Annotated in this window: 15 protein-coding genes and 1 riboswitch; of the genes, 6 read left to right on the plus strand and 9 right to left on the minus strand. The window is 43.9% G+C overall.

Annotated elements, in window-relative coordinates:
• Positions 1–95 precede the first annotated feature (95 nt).
• Positions 96–1,598: a S10 family peptidase gene (locus tag EO131_RS08820; protein ID WP_127020943.1), complete on the plus strand. Its 1,503-nt coding sequence runs from the start codon at positions 96–98 to the stop codon at positions 1,596–1,598.
• 19 nt (positions 1,599–1,617) lie between these two features.
• Here the strand turns inward: EO131_RS08820 and EO131_RS08825 are convergent, their stop codons facing one another.
• The gene (locus EO131_RS08825) at positions 1,618–2,244 is read right to left on the minus strand and encodes a DsrE family protein (protein WP_164731656.1); all 627 of its coding nucleotides are present in this window, start codon (positions 2,242–2,244) and stop codon (positions 1,618–1,620) included.
• 278 nt (positions 2,245–2,522) lie between these two features.
• Here EO131_RS08825 and EO131_RS08830 point away from each other — a divergent pair, with 278 nt between their 5' ends.
• A complete protein-coding gene (locus tag EO131_RS08830) occupies positions 2,523–3,221 on the plus strand; it encodes a cyclase family protein (RefSeq protein ID WP_127020947.1) in 699 nt (232 codons plus the stop codon).
• Between the two features lie 53 nt (positions 3,222–3,274).
• Complete coding sequence (locus EO131_RS08835) at positions 3,275–3,973, plus strand: SIR2 family NAD-dependent protein deacylase (RefSeq protein ID WP_127020949.1); 699 nt, start codon at positions 3,275–3,277, stop codon at positions 3,971–3,973.
• On the opposite strand, the gene EO131_RS08840 is transcribed toward EO131_RS08835, so the two are convergent.
• Positions 3,957–4,409, minus strand: a complete 453-nt coding sequence (locus EO131_RS08840) for a heme-binding domain-containing protein (RefSeq protein ID WP_127020951.1) — start codon at positions 4,407–4,409, stop codon at positions 3,957–3,959. The two genes, EO131_RS08835 and EO131_RS08840, sit on opposite strands and share 17 nt — an antisense overlap.
• Before the next feature lie 31 nt (positions 4,410–4,440).
• On the opposite strand from EO131_RS08840, the gene EO131_RS08845 reads away from it, so the two are divergent.
• Positions 4,441–5,013: a hypothetical protein gene (locus EO131_RS08845; protein ID WP_127020953.1), complete on the plus strand. Its 573-nt coding sequence runs from the start codon at positions 4,441–4,443 to the stop codon at positions 5,011–5,013.
• A gap of 46 nt (positions 5,014–5,059) precedes the next feature.
• Entirely contained in the window at positions 5,060–6,403 is a 1,344-nt protein-coding gene (purB, locus tag EO131_RS08850; RefSeq protein ID WP_127020955.1) for an adenylosuccinate lyase, read from the plus strand.
• A gap of 96 nt (positions 6,404–6,499) precedes the next feature.
• Here purB and EO131_RS08855 read toward each other — a convergent pair whose 3' ends face one another.
• From EO131_RS08855 to EO131_RS08880, 6 genes are all read right to left on the minus strand, one after another.
• Complete coding sequence (locus EO131_RS08855; RefSeq protein ID WP_127020957.1) at positions 6,500–7,315, minus strand: mechanosensitive ion channel family protein; 816 nt, start codon at positions 7,313–7,315, stop codon at positions 6,500–6,502.
• A gap of 136 nt (positions 7,316–7,451) precedes the next feature.
• Positions 7,452–7,991: a DUF4252 domain-containing protein gene (locus EO131_RS08860; protein ID WP_127021404.1), complete on the minus strand. Its 540-nt coding sequence runs from the start codon at positions 7,989–7,991 to the stop codon at positions 7,452–7,454.
• Positions 7,992–8,069: 78 nt separating this feature from the next.
• Positions 8,070–8,630, minus strand: a complete 561-nt coding sequence (locus EO131_RS08865; RefSeq protein WP_127020959.1) for a DUF4252 domain-containing protein — start codon at positions 8,628–8,630, stop codon at positions 8,070–8,072.
• Entirely contained in the window at positions 8,620–9,162 is a 543-nt protein-coding gene (locus tag EO131_RS08870; protein WP_127020961.1) for a DUF4252 domain-containing protein, read from the minus strand. Before EO131_RS08870 ends, EO131_RS08865 begins: the two co-directional genes overlap by 11 nt.
• A gap of 12 nt (positions 9,163–9,174) precedes the next feature.
• A complete protein-coding gene (locus EO131_RS08875) occupies positions 9,175–9,594 on the minus strand; it encodes a hypothetical protein (RefSeq protein WP_127020963.1) in 420 nt (139 codons plus the stop codon).
• A complete protein-coding gene (locus EO131_RS08880; RefSeq protein WP_127020965.1) occupies positions 9,581–10,090 on the minus strand; it encodes an RNA polymerase sigma factor in 510 nt (169 codons plus the stop codon). The genes EO131_RS08875 and EO131_RS08880 overlap by 14 nt, the downstream gene beginning before the upstream one ends.
• A gap of 209 nt (positions 10,091–10,299) precedes the next feature.
• On the opposite strand from EO131_RS08880, the gene EO131_RS08885 reads away from it, so the two are divergent.
• Complete coding sequence (locus EO131_RS08885) at positions 10,300–11,778, plus strand: S41 family peptidase (RefSeq protein WP_127020967.1); 1,479 nt, start codon at positions 10,300–10,302, stop codon at positions 11,776–11,778.
• Between the two features lie 30 nt (positions 11,779–11,808).
• Here EO131_RS08885 and EO131_RS08890 read toward each other — a convergent pair whose 3' ends face one another.
• Entirely contained in the window at positions 11,809–13,668 is a 1,860-nt protein-coding gene (locus tag EO131_RS08890) for a TonB-dependent receptor plug domain-containing protein (RefSeq protein ID WP_127020970.1), read from the minus strand.
• A 69-nt stretch (positions 13,669–13,737) separates the two neighbouring features.
• Positions 13,738–13,972, minus strand: a riboswitch (cobalamin riboswitch).
• Positions 13,973–13,975: the final 3 nt, after the last annotated feature.

A 13,975-nucleotide genomic window follows, 5' to 3' on the forward strand; every position in this document is an offset into this window, starting at 1 on the left:
CAAAACCTGCTGGTCATTCCAATTATGGCCAGATTACTACACATTGAGACAATCAACAATCCTTTTCCTATCTTTAGAAAATCAAACCTAACACCATGGGAAAATTAACCAACCTCACCATTTGCCTATTTCTGGCAATCACTCTTTCAGCCCAGAAAAACGCCACGGACTCACTCTTGATCCCGGAACCGAAAGTCTTTGTCTCAAGCCACCAAATCACCAATGGTGGCAAATTGATCAAGTACCAGGCCATTGCCTCCGAAACGTATTTAAAAAACAAATCAGGGGAACCTGTGGCTTCCTTGTGGTCAGTGGCGTATATGCAAACGGGAACAACGGATACCACCAAACGCCCAGTGACCTTTGTGTTCAACGGTGGCCCTGGTTCGGCGTCCATGTGGTTGCAAATGGGCATGTTTGGTCCCAAATTGGTGAAAGTGGATTCCGATGCCACCAAAGATGATGGTGCTGCCCCTTATACCATGGTGACGAACACAAACGGTATTCTCGATCTTACCGATCTGGTATTCATCGATCCTGTGGGCACGGGGTACAGTAAGGTCATAGGAAAGGGAAAGGTCGAAGACTTTTGGGGGCTTACCCAAGACGCCAATTCCGTTGCCCAGTTTATGCGGCAATGGGTAACAGAGAACAACCGCTGGATGTCGCCCAAATACATTATCGGGGAAAGTTTTGGCACCACAAGGGCGGCCGGAGTGGCCAATGCCTTGGAAGGTGGGGGCCAGAACATGGCACTCAATGGCCTGATCTTGATTTCCCAAGCCCTGGATTATGCCGGCTCGACCTCGGAACACGACAACATTACCTCCTACCTGACCTATTTGCCCAGTATGGCAGCCACCGCTTGGTACCATAAAAAAGCGGGACAGGGCAAAACCTTGGAAGCCTTTGTGCAGGAATGTCGGGATTTTACCTATAACACCTATGCCCCAGCTTTGTACAAAGGATCGCTGTTATCAGCAACCGAAAAAGATAACATTGCCGAACAGCTCAGTTATTTTATGGGGTTGGACAAGGCCTATATCCTCAAATCGAATTTGAGGGTATTGATGCCCCGATTCCAAAAACAGTTATTGGCCAATGAAGGACTTGCCGTTGGGCGGTTGGATGGTCGTTTTATGGGTGACGAAGTGGACAAACTATCCGATGGACCCCATTTGGGCGATCCGGCCAGCTATCAGATCAGTTCGGCCTACACCGCCGCTTTGAACCATTATTTTGCCACAGACCTCAATATAAAAATGGACCGCCCCTATTTAACCGGCAACGGGGCCATTTATGGCAAATGGAATTGGAAACCGGTACCCGATGGCCAGGGCTGGGAACCTTCGTACGTCAATGTGACACGAAAATTAAGCGAAACAATGCGGCGCAATACGGGCATGAAAGTGATGGTGGCCAACGGTTACTATGATCTGATCTGTCCCTTCTTTGATGCCGAGTATACGTTTTCAAGAAACGGCATTGAACGCGATAAAATCCAAATGTTTTATTACGAGGCAGGCCACATGATGTACACCCACGAACCGGATTTGGTAAAGTTGGCACGAGACGTCAGGTCATTTTTAACCCAATAAACCAAGCATACTTAAGGTTTCACCAATATTTTACATATCCCTTCATTTGATAGGAACTCAATACAGTTTGAGCAGTCAATGACACCTTAAAATTGGGCAACAGTGACTCTTTGTTCACATCAAAAAAGAACATGGCCTGCGCACAGGCAATATATTTTGCCCCAAGAGCTTCCAAATCTTGGATCAATTTTAGGTTTGGATTGTCTTTTTTGAATTTTTCGTTGTAAAAAACATCCGTTGTGAAAGCATTGAGTGCCGGACCGTGCACCACAATCACCGGGAACAGTTTTTCTTTGGGAATCCCGGAAGCTACGTGTAAGTTGAGAACCCTTGCAATTTCCACCAAATCGGCATTCATACCAGAAAGACTATCGGTCTTATCCTTGGTGAGTTCGAACATTAATTTATAGTCCAAATTTGGATCGGGAATCTCCGTCACCTCTTCTACGGGCACTATACCGGAGAAGGGCCCCGCCTCTACTACAGGATAAGTGGCAACTGCTTTAAATTTTGCGATCATGGCTTCCATATCCCACTGTTGGGTCATTTTTAGGGAATCTTTTGGTTCAATGGCTTCTTTTTTGTCTTGGGAATACCCAATTATGGATATAAATCCTACAATCAGGCAAGTAATGGTGTTCTTCATATTCAAATAGTTGATGTTTCTTGGAGGTTGTAAAAGTTGGCCATAGGCCTTCAAATGCATTGGGTGAAGTTACCTTTAATTTTTCAACGGAAGGGGTCCGACACCTGGAATAAAAAGTCTCACAACTTTCCATAAACAACTAATCCCATCCAACATGTTCGGTTTTTCTATCTATTCGATATTTTTTGTGTTTATTGAAATGGGACATTATAAGGAACGACCAAAAAGATACCTCACATGCATTAATGGCTGATAATAGGATAAACAATTGCTAGGATATGAAAAAAGCCAATAAATTAACTGTTGATTTGAGTCACACTATTGAAGATGGACTTATCACCTATAAAGGACTTCCGGCACCTATAATTTGCGATTATTTAAGTAGAGAAGATTCCAAACAGTTTTATGAGAAAGGAACCGAATTCCAAATTGGTAAAATTGAAATGGTATCCAATACCGGGACCTATATAGATTGTCCATTTCACCGGTTTGAAGATGGAAAAGACCTTTCTGAAGTAGGTTTGGATTGTTTTACAGACCTTGAAGCCATTGTGATTAGTGTACCGTACAGTGAATCGCTGCAAATAACCGAAGACCATTTAAAACTCCATGAAGTAAATAATCGAGCAGTTCTGATCCATACAGGGTGGGACTGTCATTGGAAAACGGAAACATACTTTGAAAACCATCCTTACCTTACGCAAGGTGCTGCAGAATACTTAAAAAAATGTAATGTAAAGTTAGTGGGGATCGATTCCTACAATATTGACAATACCCATGTAGGTTCAAGACCTGTTCACACGATACTTTTGGGCGCTGGAATATTGATAGTGGAACATCTCTGTAACCTGAACAATTTGCCAAGCAATGGCTTTACCTTTAGTGCAATTCCTCCAAAAATCAAAGGAATGGGTACTTTTCCAGTTAGGGCACATGCCAAACTTACTCCAAAAACAAAGCGCAAGAGGACTGCCTAACACCTCAATTAACCTTTGCATTTTCCTAAATTTACGGGAAACAACAAGCAAAGATGACCAAAAAGAAAATAGTTGTTCTGACTGGTGCTGGAATGAGCGCCGAAAGCGGATTGAAAACCTTTCGCGATGCCGATGGGCTTTGGGAGGGCCATGACGTGATGGAAGTGGCCTCGCCCCAAGGTTTTGCACGCAATCCGGAATTGGTACTGGAATTTTACAACCAACGGCGACGACAGTTATTGGAAGTAAGCCCGAACCAAGGGCATTTGGCCCTTGCTGAACTCGAAGCCCAATTTGATGTGAGCATTGTGACCCAAAATATCGATAACCTTCATGAACAGGCCGGAAGCACCCACGTGGTACATTTGCATGGGGAATTGTTCAAGGTGCGAAGTACCAGGGATGAAAACCATATTCTGGAGTGGAAAAAAGACCTTGTTCTAGGCGATACCGATCCTTACGGCCATCAATTGCGACCACATATTGTCTGGTTTGGGGAAATGGTACCTTTATTGCAAACTGCGGCCCAAATTACCCAACAAGCCGATATTTTGATCATTGTCGGCACTTCCATGCAGGTGTATCCGGCAGCAAGTCTGATCCATTATGTGGACACAAGGACTCCCATTTATTTTATCGATCCCAGACCAAACGTTCGTGAGTCCGATTTTGGCAACCTTACGGTAATCCCAAAAACGGCCGTAGCTGGCGTTCCACCTTTGGTGGAGCAACTTTTTAATACTTTTTCCTAGTTTCTTCGGCCCAAGTCAACAAAGCGGTGATCTGTTCTTGGGTCAAACGGGCATCGGCATGGGTCCAAGTGTATTCGTTTAGGGGCATTTCCCCTTCTTTGACCTCCTCTACCAATTCTTCCAATTTGTGGTCCTTCTTTTTGGCGGTGTAGTTGGCCCAATCCGAGAAATCCAAATGCTCCTTGCCCTCTTCAATGTGGTCGGCCAACCAATAGGAAATCGGTGCCACATTGCTGTACCATGGATAATTGGTGTTGGCACTGTGACAATCATAACAGGCCGATTTTAATATGCCCTGAACTTCGGGACTCGGTTGTGTCTCGGCAACAAAAGCAGCCACATAATCGCCTTCTGCCTGATTCTTTTCAGGTCGGAAAAACTGCATGCCCACTAGAACGACCAATAGGGCAATTGCTATTTTTTTTACTATTTTCATCACATAAGGGTTTTCGTAAATATACGCTTTTGTGACCGAAAAAGAACTGCATATTGCGCTCACTTCAGGACGGATTTCTAAGGATCGGGTAGATACTTTGGTCGGTGTTTTGGTGCATCAACCCGAGCTGGTCAAAAAATTGTTTCAATTGGTGCTTTTGGAAGATGGTACCGGCGATTTTTATGCCAGTTGGACCTTTGACCATTTAATGCGTAAAAAATTGGAATACCTGCTGCCCATTTTTGAAGTATTTGTCGATGGATTGTCGCAATTGAAAACCGATTCCTGCATTCGTCCCATGGCCCATGTCTGTGAGATGATCTGTGAGGCCTATTTCAAAAAGAAGGACCCAGTTTTTGTAAAGAACATCACAGATGACCAACTCGAGAAATTGATGACCTGTTGCTTTGATTGGCTCATTGGCCCGTTGAACATCGCACCTAAGGTGTTTGCCATGACAAGCCTGTACTATTTGGGCCTGAAATTCCCATGGGTGCATCCCGAACTGAAACAGGTTTTGTTGGACACCTACGCAAATGGCAGTACCGGTTATCAGAACAGGGCTAAAAAAACCTTGGATAAGTTGGCCAAATTGGGTAGCTAAACTGTGGCGTTTAAGTATCTTTGTAGCTTTCAAAATCCATAGGACCATGTCGTTGACCCAACTAAATGCCATTTCGCCCATCGATGGGCGATACCGAAACAAAACCGAGGCCCTTCAGCACTATTTTTCAGAGGAGGCATTGATCAAGTACCGCGTTCAAGTTGAGATCGAATATTTTATCGCACTTTGTGAGATTCCGTTGCCCCAACTGGCAGATTTTAACACGGCATTGTTTCCGGAACTGCAAAAAATCTATCAAGATTTCACGTCGGAAGATGCCCAGGCCATAAAAGATATTGAAAAGACCACCAACCACGATGTGAAGGCCGTGGAATACTTCATCAAACAAAAATTTGATGCTTTAAATCTTCAGAAATATAAGGAGTTCATCCACTTTGGATTGACTTCCCAGGACATCAACAACACTGCTATACCGCTTTCCATCAAAGAAGCCATGAACGAAGTCTACGTTCCGGCATATTTTGAGGTTTTTGAAAAATTGAAGGAATTGGCCTCGGAATGGGAGAACATCCCCATGTTGGCCCGTACGCATGGTCAGCCGGCCTCCCCTACCCGTTTGGGCAAGGAAATTGATGTGTTCGTGGAGCGCTTTAAAGAACAGTTCAATTTATTGAACGACATTCCCAGTGCTGCCAAATTTGGTGGTGCCACTGGAAATTACAATGCGCACAAAGTGGCCTACCCGAACAACGACTGGAAAGCATTTGGGCAACAGTTCGTACAGGAAAAATTGGGGTTGTACCACTCCTTCCCTACCACCCAGATTGAACATTACGACCACATGGCCGCCCTGTTTGATTGTTTGAAGCGCATCAATACCATTTTGATCGATTTGGATCGCGATATGTGGACGTACATTTCGATGGATTACTTCAAACAAAAGATCAAGAAGGGTGAAGTAGGGTCATCGGCCATGCCGCATAAGGTAAATCCCATCGATTTTGAAAATTCCGAAGGAAATTTGGGGTTGGCCAACGCCATTTTTGAGCATTTGTCCGCCAAATTGCCCATTTCCCGATTGCAACGCGACCTTACCGACAGTACCGTTTTGCGCAACGTGGGTGTACCGTTTGCCCATACCTTGGTCGGGTTTCAATCCACACTGAAAGGCTTGAACAAATTGGTGCTCAACAAAGAGAAGTTCGAGAAAGATTTGGAAGACAACTGGGCCGTGGTGGCCGAGGCCATCCAGACCATTTTGCGTAGGGAAGGGTATCCCAACCCTTACGAAGCCTTGAAAGGATTGACCCGCACCAACGAGAAAATAACCCAGAAATCCATCGCCGACTTTATTGACACATTGGAAGTTTCTGACACCATCAAAACCGAATTAAAACAAATCACCCCAGCGAATTATACCGGGGTGTAATGCCATATGTGAGGTGTCATTTCGAACCGACCTATGGGAGTGTGAGAAATCTTCTGATGAGATTCTTCGCTTCGCTCAGAATGACAAGGTGTACCTCTATGCCTTTTGTCCAATCATCACACGATGCGGATATGGAATCTCGATTCCGGCCGCATCCAAGGCCAACTTGCAGTTTTCATAGGTATTGAAGTACACATCCCAATAATCTTCGGGTTTGCAGAAAGGCCGTACCGCAAAATTGACGGAACTGTCTGCCAATTCCATCACATTTACCGAAGGTGGTGGGTCTTGCAGCACCTTTGGATTGGATGTAAGCACCTGTAATAGCACTTCCTTGGTTTTTTTGATGTCCTCGCCATAGCCGACCCCAATTACCGTGTCTACCCTCATTTTTCCCTCAGCCGTATAGTTGATGATGTTGCCGTTGGCCATGGCGCCGTTGGGCACAATGGCCAGTTTGTTCTGTGGGGTCACCAGCTTGGTGGTGAAAATTTCGATGCCCTTTACCACTCCCAGCACACCCTGTGCCTCTATAAGGTCACCAATTTTGTATGGTTTAAAGATCATAAGCAGCACCCCTCCTGCAAAGTTGGACAAAGAACCCTGTAAGGCCAAGCCCACGGCCAAACCAGCAGCGGCGATTACGGCGGCAAAGGCGGTTACATCGACCCCCAATCGGGAAATTACGATGATGATCAGGAATATTTTAAGCGCCCAGGAAAACAGATTGAGCAGAAACCTTTGTAGGGATTCATCGTACTTGCTCTTGGACATTACCTTACGGGTGCCCTTTACGATTTTTGTGATCACCCACATCCCCAAAATATAAATGAGGATGGCAGTAATGAGTTTGGGGCCAAAGTCCTTGGCCAGATCTAGACCGTAATTGATCCATTCTTCAGCTTTTTCCATGGTGTCTGATTTTGTTAGTGTTCTAATTTTGAGACACTAATTTACTAAAGAAGGTCACCAATTTGGAATAGTCGGGTGATTTAAAAAAGAAAAGGGCGACAAATGTCGCCCTACCCAAAATTTATGATGATTGGTCTTAGCCTTTCAAAAATTGGCCGATCTCGCCCAAGCCTTCGCCTTTGTATTCAGACTTTTGGATGGCCTGCATCAACTGCACAATGTGTGCGGGATTCATATCCTTGCCCAATACACGTACCAAGGCAAAACCTTTATCCTTGTGGTCGCCGTAGATGATCACTTCATCGATGGCATCTTCTTCACCTAAATATTTGATCACGCCCTTGCCGTACTGGGAGTTGATCTTCATCAATTCCACAAAGTCATCGCCCTTCAAGATTTCTTTCACCTTTTTCTTCTCCATTTCGTACTCCGCGGCGTTGTCATCATTCTTTTTGAAAGCCAACAAGTTGAACTTTCGCAAGGATTCCACGGCCTCCTTTTGGGTCGGGGTAAGGTCTATCCCTTCCATTTTCAGGATGCTGGCAGGCACATCGATGGACAAAAAGTTCGGATTCTCCGAATTGTCCACATAGTACTCCTGCAAACTCTGTTGCGAGGAGCAGGAAGCCAGTAACACCGCTCCCAATACCACTATACTTTTAAAAATACTTTTCATGTCTCTAGCCAGTAACACCGCTCCCAATACCACTATACTTTTAAAAATACTTTTCATGTCTCTATTTTTTTGATTGATTTACTTTCTATCCAATTTATCCAACCCATTATGAAGGTTCATTTTTTTGGTAAGTGCTCCTACTTTGGTCAAATCAATATTTCCAGTCATAGTAAGCAAAACTGTTTCTGATTTTGAATATTTTTTCCCGCTTTCCATTTTATCCATTCCAGTTACAAACATTAAAAGTTCTTCAACATGATTCTCATCTTTTCCCTCCTTAATGTAAAAACTCATTTTTGTATCACCCTCCCTAACTTTCATTAATTCTTGCAAACTTGAAGATTTTACATATTGCATCATGGTAACCGACATGTCCGCGGATGCTCCCTCATCTTCTGAAATAAAGATTTTGATATTGTTTACGTTTTTTGCAATTGATATAAAATCCCGACTTTCAGGATCATCATCTTCTGACATCATATTGGTAACTATATCAAGCATACCTTTATTGATAATTACCGATCCTATTCTATCAGAATCTTCAAATTTATCGAATATGGATTGAGAAATGCCAAAAAAGGGAATACAGGTGACAATAAAAACTATCACCTGTACTCTGATACTTTTATTAGTTCTCATTTTTTCCAGCCTTATTCAATTCCTCAGGAAGGTTCATCTTTTTGGTCAACGAATTGATCTTGTTCAAATCGATGTCACCGGTAAGGGATAGGATCACGGTCTCAAAATGTCTTCCATTGGAATCCACATCCTTCATTCCTGTAATGAACATCAACAGTTCGCTTACGTGGTCGGCATCGCGACCTTGTTTGATGTAGAATTTCACATTGGCATCTTTGTCCTTCACTCGCATCAACTCTTCCATTTTGGAGGAGCTCAGGTAGCTGTTCACGGCCGATTTCATATCGGCACCGATACTTTTGTTATCGGTTGTGAACACCTTCAAACTCTGTAGACTGCTGGCGATGTCCATAAAGTCCCTGGCTTCGGGATCATCCACCTCTACATCAATTTTCGCCAATAAGTTGAACATGCTCTTGTTCACGACCACCGATGTTACATCATCCAGATCCTCGAACTTGTCGAAAAGGGATTGCGAAAATCCGGCTAATGGCAATAAGGCGATAACTGTGATTAAAATATACTTTTTCATTTTTTACGTTTTTTAATTGTTGTTGTAAATTTTCTCTTTTGCTTGGTCGAACTCTTTCAGATAGGCCACTTTTTCTGTTCCCCGGCCAAAATTCTCTGCCAAAAGCTCGAATGCTTTTTTTGTTTCCTGATAGGCATATTCTGCCTGTTTTCTTTCTTGGTATTCCTTACCAAAATAGAGGCCAAAGGTCAAAACTACTGCCGCTGCAACGGAAAGCCACTTGTAATAGTTTACTCTAGGTTTTAATGGTACCTGCTTGGTGTACTTTTCTTCCTTGGCGATGGAAAAGTAGTTGAACATGGGTCTGTACTGTTCCAAGTGCGGTGCTACGCTATCTTGTGCGAAATACTCCCTTAGTGTTCCTTCTTCGGCCACTGTGGTAGAAGCCTCGAAATACTTTTCCAATATTTTTTCTATGTTACCCAATTCCATAGCTGTGTTTTTTTATCAATTCTTCTCTTACTGTTTTTCTTGCCCTCGACAATGCTACTCGTACTGCCGTCGGTTTCATGTCCAATAGTTCGCAGATTTCCTCGAACTCGTATTGCTCCACGTCGCGTAGTTGCAATACCATTTTTTGTTGTTCTGGCAGGTCCTCCATGATGCGCTCCATCCAACTTACACTGTCTTCGGCCTCCAATTGTCGCTGAAGCGACGCATTTTCATCCGTGTAATTGCTGTGCACCAATTTTAGGTTGCCTGCTTGCTTGGATTTCAATCGGTCCAAACAAAAGTTTTTGGTCATGGTCATGGCAAAGGCCTCTACGTTTTTATACTCTCCCATCGACTCATTTTTCGACCATAACTTCAACAAAATTTCCTGTGTGGCATCCTCCGCTTCTTCCCTGGACACCAGTAGGCGCTTGGCCATCCGGTATAATTTGTCTTTAAAGGGCATCACCACGTTTAAAAATTCTGTTTGTTTCATCGGTTGTTTTAGTTGTTCAGGCTCTTTTTAATAGCCCTACATAATCACGACGACACATATCGAAATTTGTTACAAAAAATTTGCAATCTCCTGATATGTCCCTATTTTGCAGGGTAAAATACTATGAAAATTACTGGTGTCCCAACGGTTTTTATAGGTTTCCAATTGGTTGGAACGAATTTTGCGGAACCCTTGATTAAATTTTAGCTATGAAAAAGTTCTTTTTACTGTTTATGGGTATGGTAATGGTTTTGGCCTCCTGTAACAAGGATGATGACCAAATCAAAAATGGGCCAACCCCCGATCCCGATCCCGTTGCCCAAGACGTAACGGTCCAAAATTTTATGTGGCAAGCCTTGAACCTATGGTACTTTTGGCAAGCAGAAGTGCCGGACCTGGCCGACGATAGATTTGCCACCAATGCGGCATACACCGAATTCTTGGAAGCCAATCCCAATCCAGAAAGTTTTTACAATGACAAATTATTGTTCAGCGAAGACCGTTTCAGTTTTCTAAATGACGATTACAAAGAATTGGTAAACAATCTTTCAGGCGTGTCCAAAAGTAATGGACTGGAATTCGGTTTGGTTCGCTTTTCGGGTAGTGATGATATTTTCGGGTACGTTCAATATATTTTGCCCGATTCGGATGCCTCGACCAAGGATATACAACGCGGCGATATTTTCCTTAGGGTTGATGGTGTACAATTGAACATTAACAACTATATCAACTTGTTGTTCGGGGATAACGATACCTATGAATTGAGCATAGCCCACATTGAAGGGAATACCGTGGTGGACGATAACCGAACCGTAAGCCTGACCAAAGTGGAAAACCAAGTGGAGAATCCCATTTTGATTGCCGAGACCTTGGACGTGAACGGCACCAAGGTGGCCTACTTGATGTACAACCGCTTTTTGAGCAATTTTGATGAAGAACTGAATGCAGCCTTCGCCCAATTTGTGGCTAATGGGGCTACCGAACTGGTGTTGGATCTTAGGTACAATCCAGGAGGTTCCGTCAACACTTCAAGATTGTTGGCCAGCATGATCTACGGCACCAATACCAATGAAGTATACATCCGTCAACGATGGAACGATAAAATTCAAGCACAATTGAGTGACGATTTCCTCACCGATTATTTTGCCAGTTCCACCGGTTCCAGCCCTATCAATACAATGAATTTGAGCCGTGTTTTTGTATTGGCGCAAAATAGCTCAGCTTCTGCCAGTGAATTGGTCATGAACGGTTTGGATCCGTACGTTAATGTAATCCATATTGGAGAGACCACCCGTGGCAAGAATGAATTCTCCATAACGTTGGTGGATGATCCTGGCAATTCATTTATTTACAACAGCAATCGGGAAGGCAATATCAATCCCGACAACAGCTGGGGACTGCAACCTTTGGTTGGCCGAAACGAGAACGCCAATGGTTTCTACGATTACACCAGTGGCTTGTCGCCTGATATTGAACTGGCAGAAGACCTTGGTAACCTAGGTGTTTTGGGCAATATGGATGAACCTTTGCTGGCAAGGGCCTTGCAAGAAATCACCGGAGTATCTGCAAAACAAGATTTCAGTGTACAAATGAAAGCAGAGTCTTTTACTACATCAAGAGTACAAACACCAATAAAAGACAATATGTGGTTGGACAAACCACTTCCGACAAACGTATCCATTCAATAAAAAAAGCGGCCAATCGGCCGCTTTTTCCTTTTAAAAATTTAAGTTCATCCCCGCTCGAAAGTTTCGGCCCCGTGTGGTAAAACCGATGACCTCGGTAAACTCTTCATTCAGTAGGTTCTCCACATTCAGAAAAACCCTTAACCGATTCGGAATCAGTTCATGCCCCATAGTAAGATTGACCAAGGAAAAAGCCTCCAATGTTTCATTGGAAAAGGTCATAAAATTGGTATCCAATCGACTGCCCGTGTACGCATAACCTAAGGTAAATTGGGTCTGTTCCCATTGGTAGCCGATAGTAAGATTGGCCTTATGTCTTGGAATTCGGATGGCATTGTCGCCCTTTCTTTCCGTGAAAGTATAGTTGGCATCAATCTGCAGATTATCCACGGGTAACCAACCGAGTTCCACTTCCAAACCATGCGCGTTGATTTCATCCGATAAGTTAATGCTCGTAAAATTGGCATCGTACCCAATGGTGTTCTTTTCATTACGATCAAAATACACGGTGCTTAGTCTGAGTTGTCCATTAGGCTTATATTCCAGTCCGCCCTCAATCGTACGGTTCTCCTCCGGTTCCAAATCCGGGTTACCCCCAAATGCCCCGAACAATTGGGTCAAATTTGGTGTGATGTACGATGTGGCGTAGGACCCCAATACCTTCACATAGCCCTTTTTGGTAGTAAAAACATAAGACGGGTTCACATTATAGACCAAATGGTTCCCGTATTCCGAGTGATGGTTTAAACGACCACCAACATTCAGGTTGAGTCCAAAGTCGGAAATGTAGACCACATTGGCATAGGGGTCAAAGATGTTAAATTCGGCCATCTCGGAGAAAACCGCTTCGTCTTTTATAAAGTTAACCCCAAGTACAGTGTGCCATTGTTTGCCAAAAACATACTTGTTGTACACATCAAGAACCCAGTTGTTGCCTTCCGTTTCGCTTTCCCCAAACGTATCCTTGGATTGGGTCTCATATTCGGTATAGGCGGCATTTAAATGAACACTCCCCTTCCCATAGCTGAAATTGGCAGCCACTCCTGCCCTATCCTGTTGGTTTTTGCCCAAATTGGGAGCATCGGCGTAGGAGGCATCGTATTCGTTGCTGAATTTGGTCTGGTTGCCATACACAGCAACCTCCAAGGCATCGGAAAATTGATACCCCAAACGAACATTGGTGCTGAAATGCGAAAAGATGTCCTCTTCATTCTCCGGTGTCACCGCTGCAGACAGGCCGCTTTTGTAGCGATTTGAAAAATCAACTGCATAGCTGAATCTATCCAACGTACCATTTACATTGACTGCATTGCTGATGGACCCCAAGTTGTAATTTTGTTCCTCTGCAGTCTGATTGGTACCTACACTAGTCTGAAAACGCCCTGCGATGTGCTTATCGGAGCTTCTTTTTGTAGTGATATTGATCACCGCAGTGGCCGCATTGGTACCGTACAAGGTACTGGCCGCCCCCTTAATGATCTCGATGGAAGCAATGTTGGTGGGCGACAACAACCGCATGTCATATTCTTGGGAAAAAGTGGAAGGATCGGAAACCCGTACCCCATCGATCAGAATAAGGACTTGGCGACCGCGCCCCCCACGGGCATACACCCCCAAAACATCACCATCCCTTCCACGACTTCCCGTAATTTCGATACCGCTTTTGGCGTTGATGACCTCCGCCACCGTTCTGCCTTGATTGCGTTCCAACTCTTCCGCCGTGATCTTGATCACCGTTTTACCCGAGTTTTCTCGCTTCAATTCAAATTTTGAATCGCTGACCACAACTTCATCAAGTTGATGCACTTTTAGGGTGTCTTGCTGCTGATTTTGTGCAAAGAGCCCCTTCCCCGCCAATAGGGCGGCGATTAACCACAAATGATTTTTTTTCATTTCGTTTAATTGAATAAACGGGAGAATAGTATGATGTCCATACGTAAACTTTTATCCCGAAAGTTTAACATTATTTGTTTGAATTTGGCAGGTCTCCTGGCTTGCGTATTGCACTCTACCTTCCCGCCCAAAGGGCAGTGGCTTTGAAGTTGAGACAACCACCTACTACGAACCAATGTTTAAAAAACAAAGGTGCCGGTTTGGCAAAGCTTACAGTTGCGGGAACAGCTCCGGATTTTCACCGGATTCCCTTTTAATCATACAAGAACAAAGTCCTGCATGAACCTAAATTCGGGACGAAAGTAAT

Origin of the sequence: Flagellimonas beolgyonensis (assembly GCF_003992615.1) — a bacterium.
Classification (GTDB): domain Bacteria; phylum Bacteroidota; class Bacteroidia; order Flavobacteriales; family Flavobacteriaceae; genus Flagellimonas; species Flagellimonas beolgyonensis.